Here is a 13,640-nt window from a genome sequence, read left to right on the forward strand (position 1 = left end):
TTAAAAGCGCTTTCAAACATTACATAAGTTGAGGTGTTTATCGATGGAAAAAACATTTTTAATGATTAAGCCTGATGGAGTACAGCGTAGTTTAATTGGTGATATTACCGCAAAGTTTGAAAGGAAAGGTTTTAAGCTGGCCGGCGCTAAGCTCATGCAAATTGATCGGACTCTTGCAGAAGAGCATTACGGTGAACATAAAGGAAAACCATTTTTCAATGAATTGGTTGACTTTATTACTTCCGGCCCAGTATTTGCAATGGTCTGGGAAGGCGAGAACGTAATTTCAACCGCACGGTTAATGATGGGAGCTACTAACCCGAAAGAATCTGCTCCAGGGACAGTACGCGGGGACTATGGAGTAAACGTTGGTAAAAATGTTATTCATGGTTCGGATTCATCAGAAAGTGCCGAGCGCGAAATTGGACTTTTCTTCAATAAGCAGGAGCTTATAGATTACAACAAAGACAGCCTAGCCTGGGTTTACTAAATTCCTGGGTGAGAGAGCCATTTAAAAGCCTTTTTCTTGAAGGTTTTTCACAAATGGCTCTCTTTTTTATTTAGTTAAACCATTTACAGTTTTGATTTAATGCTTTAACCTGTAAAAGAGATACAGTGCTTTCATTCATGAGAAGAAATTAAGTTTTTTAATTTTTTTATAAAAGATTGAATTTTTAAAGAACACAACCCTTAATCGTTGTGATATAGTAGTACATAAAATTTAGAATTGAGGAGGAAAACATAATATGCGCTATCTTACTGCAGGAGAATCACATGGCAAACAACTAACTACAATTATTGAAGGGGTACCTTCACATCTGCCCCTGACTCCTCAGCAAATTAATGAGTCTTTAATCCGCCGCCAGGGAGGTTACGGCCGTGGACGCCGGATGCAGATAGAGAAAGATTTAGTTGATATTACAAGCGGAGTCCGTCATGGATATACTCTCGGATCACCAATTTCTTTAGTCGTTCATAATGACGATTTTAAGCACTGGATAAATATTATGGGAGAAGATCCCCTGCCTGAAGGAACTGAAGTAAAACGCACCATCTCACGTCCGCGTCCTGGTCATGCGGATTTAAACGGAGGTTTGAAATATGGCCACCGTGATATGAGAAACGTACTGGAACGTTCATCAGCACGAGAAACAGCCGCTCGAGTAGGAGCTGGAGCTGTAGCGAAAGTTTTGCTTCGGGAGCTTGGAATTGAGGTAGCGGGTTACGTTCGGGAAATTGCAGGCATTGTCAGTGAGGTTGATGAGACGATGAGCCTTCAAGAACGTGCACGTATTTCAGAAGATTCTCCGGTTCGAACATTTGACGAAGCGGCTGCAAAGAAAATGATGGAAGCGATCGATACTGCTAAAAAAGAAGGAGATTCTATTGGTGGAGTATGTGAAGTTTATGTAGAAGGCATGCCGCCGGGAATTGGATCTTACGTTCAGTACGATCGCAAGCTTGATGCAAAAATCGCTGGTGCGGTAATGAGTATTAACGCTTTTAAAGGGGTCGAATTCGGAATAGGTTTTGAAGCCGCCCGCAGAAATGGCAGCAAGGTCCATGATGAAATCCTATGGAGCGAGGAGCGGGGCTACTACCGCCGAACGAATAATTTAGGCGGATTTGAAGGCGGTATGACTTCAGGAATGCCGATTGTTGTAAAAGGGGTCATGAAGCCTATTCCTACTTTATATAAACCATTGCAAAGTATAGATATTGAAACAAAAGAACCCTTCCAGGCCAGTATCGAGCGCTCTGATTCATGTGCTGTTCCAGCGGCTTCCGTCGTTATGGAGCATATTGTCGCATTTGAACTGGCAAAAGCAATTACAGAGGAATTTCCTTCTGATTACTTTCCGCGCTTGAAAAAAGCCGTCGATGATTACAGAGAAGAAGTGCGTGAGTTTTAATGAAAGAACTGACAATCCATTCTTCTACCCATAATTATCAAGTTATGATTGGCCGTTCGCTGCGTCATCAACTGGATACATTAATAAAGAATGATTATGCAAGCGTACTTGTGATTTCCGACTCAGTAGTTGCTGATTTATATTTGGAAGATGTAAAAGCTGCATTTTCTAAAAGTACAAAAGTTTTTTCAGCCGTCGTGCCTGCCGGAGAAGGATCAAAAAGCATCGAGCATTACGGAAACCTGCTTGATAAATGCATTGACAATCAGCTGGACAGGCAGTCGCTGATTGTCGCACTTGGCGGTGGAATGGTTGGGGACTTGGCCGGTTTTGCAGCCTCTACCTACTTAAGGGGTATCGATTTCATTCAGATGCCTACTTCTATACTGGCTCACGACAGCAGTGTAGGTGGTAAAGTTGCCATCAATCATCCACAAGGCAAGAACTTAATCGGTTCCTTCTATAATCCAGTTCAAGTGGTTTATGATACGGCAACTCTCCAAAGTCTTCCTTTAGCAGAAATTCGTTCAGGGTACGGGGAAGTTATTAAACATGCCTTGTTAAGCGATGAATCCTGGTATAACGAATTAAAAAGTAAGAAGGTTACAGAAGTTACAGAAGAAGAGCTGGAAGATTACCTTTTGAGCGGAATTAAAGTAAAAGCTAGAATCGTCGAGAATGACGAAAGAGAACAGGGTGTCAGGAAACACTTAAACCTTGGGCATACACTTGCCCATGCGCTTGAAGCAGAGCTCGGTTATGGAGATATTACACATGGTGAATCCGTTGCTATTGGCATTGCCTTTGCGATGAGGGTATCTCAACAGAAATTAAAGAGCAGTCTGCCGGTTGATTCTTACTTTAAGTGGCTTACCCTTAACGATTATCCCATGGAGACACTTGTAAATGCTGACACTAAAAAGCTCGTACACCGGATGAAATGGGATAAAAAAACCGTTAAAGAAGATATTCATTTTGTCATGTTAGAAGAAATCGGGAAGCCGGTTGTCAAAAAAGTAAGTAATGAAGAACTTACTCACTATTTGGAACAATTTATTGGAGAGGTGAGCCGTATTGAATAGAGGAATTAGAGGAGCGACTACGGTAGAAAAGAACGACGCAGAGGAAATCGTAACTCGATCTTATGAGCTCGTGCGTGATATGGTTCACCAAAATGACGTTAATCCTAAAGACGTTGTGTCCGTATTCTTTACCGTAACGAATGATTTAAATGCAGCGTTTCCAGCTAAATCTCTTAGAAAATTGGAAGGATGGACATACGTGCCCGTCATGTGTATGACAGAAATTCCAGTGCCTGAAAGCTTAGGGATGTGCATTCGTGTTATGATGACCGTTAACACAGAACGCGATCAGGATAAAGTGGAGCATATTTATCACCATGAAGCTATAGCTTTAAGACCAGACTTAAAAAATTGAGAGGAGTTCATCAGTCATGCAGGCTAAAGAAATATTAAAGAATATGAAACCCTATAAACCCGGGAAACAAATTGAAGAAGTAAAAGAAGAATACGGATTGGATCGTATCGTTAAGCTTGCGTCTAATGAAAATCCATTCGGTTTCTCAAGTCAAGTAAAGGAACAGCTGCCCGCTTTAATAAACCAGCTGGAAAAATATCCTGATGGTTATTCTGCCGCTCTAAGAAAAAAAATGGCCAGTTTTCTTAATGTTAAGGGAGAACAGCTTATATTTGGTAATGGATCAGACGAGATCGTCCAGATCATCTGTCGCACATTTCTTGAAGCGGGAGCGAACACAGTCATGGCTACTCCTACATTCCCACAGTACCGTCATAACGCCCTGATCGAAGGGGCAGAGGTTCGGGAAGTACCTTTACAGAACGGTCATCATGATATCGAAGCCATGCTTGACCAAATAGATGAGCGGACACGAGTATTATGGTTATGTACTCCTAATAATCCTACTGGTGTTCATATGACAGAAAGTGAAGTGAAACTCGTCCTCTCAAGCGTGCCATCTCATGTGCTTGTTGTAATAGATGAAGCCTACTATGAATACATGGATGCAGATAACCGTTTTGAGTCACTTGCTGACTTAAATAATTACGAAAACTTAATCGTTTTACGTACTTTTTCGAAAGCCTATGGTTTAGCTGGTTTAAGAATTGGCTATGGCGTTGCCTCTCCATCTATAATTCAGACGCTGGAACCGGCGCGGGAACCTTTTAATACATCTACAATAGCCCAGGCAGCCGCCATACTTGCGCTTGATGACCAATCATTTATTAATGAATCAATTGCCAGTAATAAGAAATCCAAGGAAGAACTCTTTAAGTTTCTCGAAGAAAATGACATCGAATACTATCCGTCACAGGCAAACTTTGTACTTATTCACCTGCCGATCAGCGGCGATGAGATGTTTGAACACCTACTGAGTAAAGGATTTATCGTGCGATCCGGGGAAGCTCTTGGACTGCCTCAATCGATCCGTTTAACTATCGGTAAAGAAGAGGATATGTACGTCATTCAGAAAGAAATTAAAGAAAAAATTCAGAGTGTGACTACATGAAAACCGTATTTTTTGTAGGACTTGGATTAATTGGCGGATCACTAGCGATGAACACGGTTAAGAAAAAAGGGTACCGGGTTATCGGAATGGATCCAAATAAAAAAACAATTGAAATGGCTCTAATGCAAGGAGTTATTGAAGAACCAGTAGAAGATTTCGAACAAGGCTGCCGGAAGGCCGATGTTCTTGTCTTAGCAACCCCTATCTCAATGACTGTCGATTACTTATCACAGCTTGATCGATTGGAATTAGATCATAAGCTTCTTGTCACAGATGTATCATCTGTAAAAAATCAGGTACTTAAGGCTGCTGAACGGCTGAAAAATCCTAAAGTAATGTTTGTAGGAGGGCATCCGATGGCAGGGTCTCATAAACAGGGTTTTTCGGCGGCGAAACCTCATTTATTTGAAAATGCGATTTATGTCCTTACACCTGCAGCAGGAAGTTCAAGCGAAGATGCAGCAGCATTGAAAGATCTTTTTTCAGAAACAGGAGCACGCTTTTTAACTTTTAATACAGAAGAACATGATGAAATGACAGCCGTCATTTCTCACTTTCCCCACCTGATTGCTTCTTCACTCGTTCATCAGGCACGGGAGTGGCAGAAAAAGCATCCATATCTTGAACATTTAGCCGCCGGCGGATTCCGTGATATTACACGGATCGCTTCAAGCAATCCTAAACTATGGCAGGACATTTTTTTCCAGAACCGGAACCTGCTTATTCAAATGCTGGATGACTGGATGGAAGAAATGGCTGACATCAAGCAGTTATTAAAAGCACGAGACAAGGAATCCACCTATCAATATTTAGTGGAAGCAAAAAAATACAGGGACGGTCTTCCTGCCAAAGAAAAAGGAGCTATCCCATCCTTTTATGATTTGTATGTAGATATTCATGATCAGCCTGGTGCCATTCATAAGGTCATTAAAAAGCTCGCAGAGAAAGAAATCAGTATTAAAAATATTGAAATCCTCGAAGTACGCGAAGGTATTACCGGTGTGCTGAGGATTAGTTTTCCATCAGATAAAGAGCAGCAGAAAAGCTATGACTTATTAAGGGCAAGCGGCTATGAATTGATGATAGAGGAGTAAGGAGGAAAGTTATGTCCAGTATTCAGTTAAACCCCTTAAAAGAGGGGCTTTCCGGAAATCTCTCAGTACCCGGGGATAAATCAATTTCTCATCGCGCCGTAATTTTCTCAGCACTGGCAGAGGGAACGTCGCATATTACAAATTTTTTAACAGGAGAAGACTGTCTTCGAACAGTCCAGGCTTTTCGGGAATTTGGAGTGGAAATTGAACGTAAAGGAAAAGAGGTAACGATTTACGGAAAAGGTATAAATGCTTTACAAACCCCCACACAGCCGATTAACTTTGGAAACTCCGGGACGACAGCACGCTTGTTAAGCGGTGTACTAGCAGCCCTTCCTCATTTCAGTACAGCGTTTGGAGATGCCTCCTTATCGAAACGCCCCATGGACCGTGTCGTTCTTCCTCTGAGAGAAATGGGGGCTAAGATATCGGGAAGGGAAGAAGCCCGCTTGCTTCCATTAGCATTTGAGGGTCGTGAGCTTACCGGGGCTACTATTGAAATGAGTGTAAAAAGTGCTCAGGTAAAATCCGCTCTTCTTTTAGCTGGAATGCTTGCTGAAGGAGAAACAAATGTTATTGAAAAAGGGACTACACGAAATCATACAGAGATGCTGATGTCCGAATATGGTATTCATATACAAAAAGAGGGACAGAAGCTTACTATTCAAGGAAATCAGCAGCCGAAATCCTCAGATTTAAGAGTTCCAGGAGATATATCATCTGCTGCCTTCTTTTTAGTGGCAGCTGCGATCACCTCAGGCAGTAGTATTTTAATCGAGGGGGTTGGGTTAAATCCAACAAGAAATGGTATTATTACAGCTCTTGAACAGATGGGTGCCGATATTAAGACTGAGGAAACAGGGCGTGTTGGTCATGAACCTGTTGGTAATGTTTCTATTAAGAGCAGTAAGTTAAATGGTATAACTCTTGAAGGTGATTTGATACCGAACTTGATCGATGAGATACCTATCATTGCACTAGCTGCTACTCAAGCTGAAGGGCAGACGGTTATTAAGGATGCAGGAGAGCTTAAGGTGAAAGAGACAAACCGTATCGATTCTGTAGTTTTTAATCTTCGAGCGCTGGGAGCGGATATTGAAGCGACAGAAGACGGAATGATCATTAACGGACCAGTTAACTTAAACGGCGGAACTGTGAACTCTTACGGCGACCATCGTATAGGGATGATGGGAGCGATTGCCTCTTATATAGCTGAAGGTCCTGTGGAAATAATTAATCCAAAAAGTATAGATATTTCATATCCAGAATTTTTTGAACATTTTAATGAAATTCAAAAGAAAACTTCATAGTTTAGCTAATGCTCTCATACGATATATAAAACCTGATAAAGGTTTTTCGTCTGAGAGCTTATTAGTTTCTAGTGAAATGTTGATAGAAAAGCCGTTGTCTTATCAAAACTGATGGTGAAAAAGGACAAGTTTAGTTACACTACCGATTGCATTTTATTATTGCGACATGCGTTGTCAGAAAAGTTTGTTTGTAAACCGCTCATCTGCATTTGTAAGGTAAGGTTTATTCAGGGACATGATGAGAAAAGCTCTTCCAGGTAAGTGTATGTCAGTCTCCAGTATCTATGTTAATAGATATGACTGGTTTTAGCGGCAGGACGTGTATATTTTTCACTATTGAAGCTTCTGGTTGAAACTGTCGACGGGGTAAGAGTCCCCCACTCAAAGTGCTGCAAAAGCCCTCTTTATATCATTGTCAAAAATCGTAGAAATACCGAGACGAATTGCGAAAGTTTATAGGTAATCTTATGGAGTAACTATGGTATTATTAGGTTAACCAATGCGATTGAGAAAGGCGCAATCACACGTGGGGCAGCAGGAGATATCCTTATAGCCGCGCTACCTTATCAAGCTGACATTACAATACTTTTTATTTGTCCTCAAGGGGAGTTAGTTGATGAGTGTGGGTATTTCTTATATCATGAGGCTGTCCCCGGTGTGAATGTAATGAAGGGGGAGCTTTTACAGAGCGATAAATGATCGAAACAAATACAGCAGGAAGAAACATATAACATTTTGTACCACTTGAAAGGGAGTAAGTATGGAAGAGATTCATAAAGCGATCCAGGCAATGGAAGCACAAAAGACCGAAGAAGCTATCGATATTTTACAAAAATACCTGCCGCAGGCTGACGAAGAGGAACGCTTTACGATCACTGAGCTATATATCCAGTGGGGAATGCTGGAAGAAGCAAAAATGATTCTCCAGGAGCTGATGCAGCGTTATCCAAAAGAAATAGAATTGAAAGTCATGATGGCAGAAATTCATATTGATTTAAACGAAGATGAAGAAGCTATCGAGCTGTTAAATGACTTTACACCTGAAGATGAAGGCTACCTGGAATCTTTGATTCAGCTGGCAGATCTCTATCAGTCCCAAGGGCTCTTTGAAGTTGCTGAACAAAAACTTCTTATTGCTAAACAGCTTGAACCGAATGAAGCGATTATTGATTTCGCGCTCGGAGAATTGGCTTTCTCAAATGGGGAATATAATAAATGTATTCCTTTTTATGAAAATGCGATGCATCATCAGCCCGTTATTGCTGATATTGAAGTAGCGACAAGGCTGGCAGAAGCTTATGCTGCAAATGGTGATTTTGAACAGGCTCTCGATTATTTCCAACAAGTTCAGGAAGATAATGCTGAAGTAATGTTCCGTTACGGATTTGTTGCTTATCAGGCTCAGAGAAACGATATAGCTATAAAGGTGTGGGAGAAGTTATTAGATGAAGATCCGTATTACCAATCCGCCTATCCCCTTCTTGCAAGGGCATATGATGCAGAAGGTATGCCGGAAGAAGCTCTTGCTATGACGAAAAAAGGCCTCTCCAAAGATGAATATAATAAAGAATTGTTTCATCTGGCAGGCTCACTTTCACATAAAGCAGGGGATAAAAAAGCTGGATATGAATACATGAGAGAAGCTGTAGCTCTTGATCCTGGTTATAAGGAAGCCGTCCTTTTCCTAATTGAAAATTATAAAAGCGATGGAGATTATGAAGCCATTATAGAATTAATTAATCAATTGATTTCCATGGGAGAAGAAGATCCTAACCTTCATTACGAACTTGCGAAAGCTTATGAAGAAGAGGAAGACTACGAGCAGGCTCTAGTCCATTATCAAACGGCTTATCCTTCCTTGAAAGAAGACGATGCCTTCTTAAAATCCTATGGATATTTCCTAATTGAAGAAGGAAGGTTGTCAGAAGGACGTAAAGTGTTAGAAGAATACCTTGCTGTTGATCCATCAGATACAGAAATTATTGAATTCGTACATCGACTACGTGATTAATTTATAAAGCGCAGGAGGGGCGCAATATGCAAACACCAATATCCGTTAATGAGAAAAAAGAATTTGTGCGTTGGTTCTTAAATCATTATCAACTAAAAAAGCGTGAAAGTGTTTGGATTCTTAATTATTTAATGAATCATGAATCGTTACTCACGAATGTGTGTTTTGTAGAAGATGTCAAGCTCTGCCCACGGGGAATGGAAATAACGGCACAGGGAGTGAAGGATCCTCCATTTCGATTCTATAAAGGGCAAGTGATGACAAATGATGCCGAGAAGTCATTTCACGACTTGCGGATGAATCAGGATGAACCAATTTATATCCAGATGAATTTTGAAAACTCTCATCAATGTTCGATGTATGCGCTGGTATTGGAGGAGAACCCATACTTGCCGAAAGACCATTATCTCAATGAAAATGACAGGGAAGAAGCGGAGCAGCTGCTTTCCTCCAGCATACTCTTATATAAAAAGAGTGTTCTTGAAAAACAGATAGATGAATCACTGGAGATTGGGGATCAAAGTTCCTTCAGCCAACTTGCCAAATCTTTAACTGAAGTGAAAGATGCATTAAAAAAATATCAATTTAAATAAAAGTCCATCAGGAATTTCACCTGTTGGCTTTTTTTTTGCATTTTTTTTAGTAGAATGAAAAGAAGGAAAGAAGGGAGAAGGATGTCATGCAATGGACAAAGAATGATGTAAGTATTTATACAGCGGAAAAGGAATATGTCGATACGGCTTTTATTCCTTTGGTTCCCTTTGATCCGACTTCAGACAGAACCATGGAAAAGGAAGCTTTTCAAAATGAAGTGAATCAAGTATTCGGCCAGCTGCTTGAGAAAGAATTTAAGGGAAGAATTATGCTCTCTCCAGTCTATCATTATTTAACAGGCCGGCAGGAGGAGGAAACAGAAAGGCTGAACCAATGGGTGGAAGCGTTTAAACAACAGCCGTTTGAACATGTTTTTCTGTTTACGTTTGATCCGAAATGGAAAAAATGGGAACAACAGTTAACCGGACAGCTGATCTGGATTCCGGGACTGAGCAGCGGGAATCTTCAGTCCACAGAAACCAGATCATTTCTTAAAGAACAGGTGAGTCAAGTAAGCGATTTAATTCAGGCATACTGGTAACTGTTAAATCTTTCAAATGCCCTTGATATTTTATTGACCGGGCTGTAAGATTACGCTATCATAGTAATGTCCTAGTAAACTGTATGTAACCGATCCATGTCGCATGGATTACAGCATAGAGGGGGGAAAAAAATGAGCGAAAAACAAAGAGTATCCCGTCGTCAATTTCTAAACTACACACTAACTGGTGTTGGTGGTTTTATGGCTGCAGGTATGCTTGCCCCAATGGTAAGGTTTGCCATTGATCCTGTATTAAAGCCGTCGGCTGCTGGCGAATTTATGTCTGTCGCGTCAGTTGATGAAATTACAAATGAACCGCAGAGGTTTGAGTGGATGGTTGATCAAGTGGATGCATGGTATGAATCTGAAGTACAGAAAACAGCTTGGGTCTATCGTACGAAAGAAGATGAACTTGTAGCCCTTTCACCCATTTGCACACACTTAGGCTGTACGGTCGACTGGGGCTCTAATGAGGAGTATCCTGATCAGTTTTATTGTCCTTGTCACGGCGGGCGCTATACTAAAGATGGGGTAAACGTTCCAGGCACACCACCTACAGCTCCGCTGCCAACCTTCGAAATGAAAGTTGAAGAGGGAATGCTTTATCTTGGTCTGGAAAAAGAAAGATAGGGGGCGAAATTCATGCTGCAAAAAATTTATGACTGGGTCGATGAGCGTGTTGACATCACACCGTTATGGCGTGATATCGCTGACCACGAAGTGCCAGAGCATGTCAATCCGGCTCACCATTTCTCAGCATTTGTCTACTGTTTTGGTGGCTTGACATTCTTTATCACTGTTATTCAAATTTTATCAGGAATGTTTTTGACGATGTACTATGTTCCTGATATCGAAAACGCCTGGCAATCTGTTTATTACCTTCAAAGAGAAGTAGCATATGGTACGATTGTCCGTGGGATGCACCACTGGGGCGCAAGTCTTGTAATCGTAATGTTATTTCTACATACTTTACGGGTGTTTTTCCAGGGAGCTTACAAGAAACCACGTGAGCTCAACTGGATGGTAGGTGTCTTATTGTTTTTTGTTATGCTAGGTTTAGGTTTTACAGGTTACCTGCTTCCATGGGATAACAAAGCTTACTTTGCAACAGTAGTTGGTCTGGAAATTGCTGCCGCTACACCATTTATTGGTGATTTGCTGCTGACGCTGCTGGCGGGGGATCCAAATATTGTAGGAGCGCAAACGCTCACACGTTTCTTTGCGATTCACGTCTTCTTCCTTCCGGCTGCACTATTCGGGTTAATGGCCGCTCACTTTATTTTAATTCGTAAACAAGGTATTTCCGGTCCACTATAAAATTTAATGATGACAAGGAGGGAAAGCTGTGCATAGGGGAAAAGGTATGAAGTTCGTCGGTGACTCGCGAGTTACCGCTGAACAACGAGCAAATTTACCAAAAGACTATTCAGAATACCCTGGGCGTACGGAAGCATTTTGGCCAAACTTCCTTCTTAAAGAATGGCTGGCCGGTTCCGTCTTCCTTATTGGCTTTTTAATATTAACAGCTGCTCACCCATCACCGCTTGAGCAGCAGGCAGATCCAACAAATGCAGGTTATATTCCGCTCCCGGACTGGTATTTCTTATTCCTTTACCAGTTCCTTAAGTATCAATATGCAGGTGGAGAATTCATCGTATTAGGTGCTATCGTAATGCCGGGACTTGCGTTTGGAGCACTGCTACTTGCTCCATTCCTGGACAAAGGACCTGAACGCCGTCCGCTTAAACGTCCTATTGCAGTAGGGCTAATGATGATTGGGTTCATTGCAACATTCTGGTTAACGTATGAATCAGTATCTCATGTGGATTACGCTCAACGTGAGGAACAATATGCAGTAGATGTTGAAGCTGAGGAAACGGAAATTGATACTGAAGCTGCAGGTTATGAGATTTATCAAAATAATTGTGCAAGCTGTCACGGTGGTAGTTTAGAAGGACAGGGTAATTACCCTTCACTTCTTGAAACTCAGCTTCCAGAAGAGAACATCAAAGATATCGCTCAAAATGGTATCGGAGAAATGCCTGAGGGAATTTTTAATGGTTCTGAGGAAGAACTTGATGCTCTAGCTGCTTTTGTTGCCAATCCGACCGGTGAAGAAGGCGGAGAAGGTGAAGGAGAGGGCGAAGGTGAAGAAGACTCTGAAGAGGCCCCAGGTGAACCAGGGACTCAATAAGAAATAACATAATTTATAATGACCGTGCTCTCCCTTCAGAGCACGGTTTATTTATGAGCGGGGGTTTCCATATGAAGGATATAAAAGAATATGCGAACTTGATCTTAAATCAACGGTCATTCTTAATTTTACTCTTCTTAATAAATGCTGCCGGTACAATCTATGGTTATATATGGTATGGATATCAGCTGGCAGTAACAGAGCCTATCTTCTATATTTTTGTTCCCGATAGTCCAACGGCAAGTCTTTTCTTTACCATTTTCCTCGGTTTTTATATTTTTAGAAAGCATGTTCCATATATCGAAGCTCTGGCGATGATCACGCTTTTAAAATATGGAACATGGGCGGTTGCTATGAACATTCTCACTCTTATCGAGAATGGGACTCTTCCTTGGACAGGATATATGCTAATCTTTTCACATGCCGCTATGGCCGTTCAGGGACTATTATATGTACCGTATTATAAAATGAGACTCAAGCATATTATGGTTGCAGCTGTATGGACACTTCATAATGATATAATTGATTATGTATTTGGGCAAATGCCTGTCTACTCATCCATTATGGATCATATGCAGCAAATCGGCTATTTTACTTTCTGGCTCAGTATTGGCTGTATTGCTGTCTGCTATTATATGACGCAAAGCCGGGGACATTCGGTCTAATTGCTATTCTCCCCACATAGACTGGATATAAGATCGCATCTAAAGGGGAGACGTAGAAATGGGACGAGCTATTGCCGCAGTTTTACTGGTCATGTTGGTATCCATTCTTTTATGTGTACAAGCTGCCGCCTCGACAAGCCCCGGACAAGGGAAATGGGACTCATTTGTAACTCAATATCAGTTTCTTATAGCCGATAATAAAATAGAGCTGGCTGATAAGATGCTGAATAATCGACGAGCAGAAATGGAAAGCTATTATGAAGAAAAGCCTAAGGAACAAAGGATCTTATTTGAACAGTTAATGGCTCAAACTGTTGAAGCACCAGAGGATCCAGGGAAGTTTTTAACTTTTCTTGAGGTGACAGCAAATCCGGAACCAGAGCTACTGCTGGCGCGTAAAGCAGACTCCATACAAGAAAACGTACTGAAGTCAAAATTCATTCCTGAAAAAAACTTAGCAATATGGGAGCAGCTCGTTCCTACTCTAAGTCTTTATTTTAATGAGGGGGAAGTCCAGGATGCTGCGATTGCAATGAATAGTTATGTGAATACAGAAACTGAAGATTCCCAAAAGATCGTAGTTGACAGCCTGGAACCTATAACGGCAGCCAGTGAAGAAGATCTTCGTTATAATACTGTCGTTTGGACAGTTATTCTCATCGGAACATCAATTTTACTTACTTTGGGATATGTCAGTTACAGAAAATATCAGGCAGAAAAAAAAAGAAAAAAAACCCACTCAAAACAGAGGCTTAATAGTTGATTTTTTG

General features: G+C 41.2%; 15 protein-coding genes. All 15 read left to right on the plus strand.

The features are described 5' to 3' along the window. Window positions 1-43 precede the first annotated feature (43 nt). On the plus strand, window positions 44-490 hold the full coding sequence (gene ndk / locus B7E06_RS10810; protein ID WP_082233991.1) for a nucleoside-diphosphate kinase: 447 nt from the start codon (window positions 44-46) through the stop codon (window positions 488-490). A 256-nt stretch (window positions 491-746) separates the two neighbouring features. Continuing rightward, complete coding sequence (gene aroC, locus B7E06_RS10815; protein WP_082233992.1) at window positions 747-1,913, plus strand: chorismate synthase; 1,167 nt, start codon at window positions 747-749, stop codon at window positions 1,911-1,913. After that, on the plus strand, window positions 1,913-2,995 hold the full coding sequence (gene aroB, locus B7E06_RS10820; RefSeq protein WP_082233993.1) for a 3-dehydroquinate synthase: 1,083 nt from the start codon (window positions 1,913-1,915) through the stop codon (window positions 2,993-2,995). The genes aroC and aroB overlap by 1 nt, the downstream gene beginning before the upstream one ends. Continuing rightward, the gene (aroH, locus tag B7E06_RS10825) at window positions 2,988-3,350 is read left to right on the plus strand and encodes a chorismate mutase (RefSeq protein WP_082233994.1); all 363 of its coding nucleotides are present in this window, start codon (window positions 2,988-2,990) and stop codon (window positions 3,348-3,350) included. The genes aroB and aroH overlap by 8 nt, the downstream gene beginning before the upstream one ends. A gap of 16 nt (window positions 3,351-3,366) precedes the next feature. Further along, window positions 3,367-4,461: a histidinol-phosphate transaminase gene (hisC, locus tag B7E06_RS10830; RefSeq protein ID WP_082233995.1), complete on the plus strand. Its 1,095-nt coding sequence runs from the start codon at window positions 3,367-3,369 to the stop codon at window positions 4,459-4,461. Further along, on the plus strand, window positions 4,458-5,555 hold the full coding sequence (locus B7E06_RS10835) for a prephenate dehydrogenase (RefSeq protein ID WP_082233996.1): 1,098 nt from the start codon (window positions 4,458-4,460) through the stop codon (window positions 5,553-5,555). The genes hisC and B7E06_RS10835 overlap by 4 nt, the downstream gene beginning before the upstream one ends. A gap of 11 nt (window positions 5,556-5,566) precedes the next feature. Beyond that, window positions 5,567-6,865 (plus strand): 3-phosphoshikimate 1-carboxyvinyltransferase, encoded by a 1,299-nt coding sequence (gene aroA, locus B7E06_RS10840; protein WP_082233997.1) that lies wholly within the window; start codon window positions 5,567-5,569, stop codon window positions 6,863-6,865. 760 nt (window positions 6,866-7,625) lie between these two features. Next, complete coding sequence (locus B7E06_RS10845) at window positions 7,626-8,876, plus strand: tetratricopeptide repeat protein (RefSeq protein ID WP_082233998.1); 1,251 nt, start codon at window positions 7,626-7,628, stop codon at window positions 8,874-8,876. A gap of 26 nt (window positions 8,877-8,902) precedes the next feature. Continuing rightward, complete coding sequence (locus B7E06_RS10850; protein WP_082233999.1) at window positions 8,903-9,469, plus strand: ReoY family proteolytic degradation factor; 567 nt, start codon at window positions 8,903-8,905, stop codon at window positions 9,467-9,469. A gap of 86 nt (window positions 9,470-9,555) precedes the next feature. After that, on the plus strand, window positions 9,556-10,011 hold the full coding sequence (locus tag B7E06_RS10855) for a DUF2487 family protein (RefSeq protein WP_082234000.1): 456 nt from the start codon (window positions 9,556-9,558) through the stop codon (window positions 10,009-10,011). A gap of 132 nt (window positions 10,012-10,143) precedes the next feature. Then, window positions 10,144-10,641 (plus strand): QcrA and Rieske domain-containing protein, encoded by a 498-nt coding sequence (locus B7E06_RS10860; RefSeq protein WP_082234001.1) that lies wholly within the window; start codon window positions 10,144-10,146, stop codon window positions 10,639-10,641. 12 nt (window positions 10,642-10,653) lie between these two features. Beyond that, entirely contained in the window at window positions 10,654-11,328 is a 675-nt protein-coding gene (gene qcrB / locus B7E06_RS10865) for a menaquinol-cytochrome c reductase cytochrome b subunit (protein ID WP_082234002.1), read from the plus strand. 28 nt (window positions 11,329-11,356) lie between these two features. Further along, window positions 11,357-12,205, plus strand: coding sequence for a menaquinol-cytochrome c reductase cytochrome b/c subunit (locus B7E06_RS10870; RefSeq protein WP_082234003.1), 849 nt, complete (start codon window positions 11,357-11,359; stop codon window positions 12,203-12,205). A gap of 71 nt (window positions 12,206-12,276) precedes the next feature. Further along, entirely contained in the window at window positions 12,277-12,870 is a 594-nt protein-coding gene (gene lhaT, locus B7E06_RS10875) for a lipoprotein heptaprenylglyceryl N-acetyltransferase LhaT (protein ID WP_082234004.1), read from the plus strand. Between the two features lie 58 nt (window positions 12,871-12,928). Beyond that, the gene (locus B7E06_RS10880; RefSeq protein WP_082234005.1) at window positions 12,929-13,633 is read left to right on the plus strand and encodes a sporulation protein YpjB; all 705 of its coding nucleotides are present in this window, start codon (window positions 12,929-12,931) and stop codon (window positions 13,631-13,633) included. Window positions 13,634-13,640: the final 7 nt, after the last annotated feature.

It is taken from the genome of Halobacillus massiliensis (assembly GCF_900166625.1).
GTDB lineage: Bacteria > Bacillota > Bacilli > Bacillales > Halobacillaceae > Halobacillus_A > Halobacillus_A massiliensis.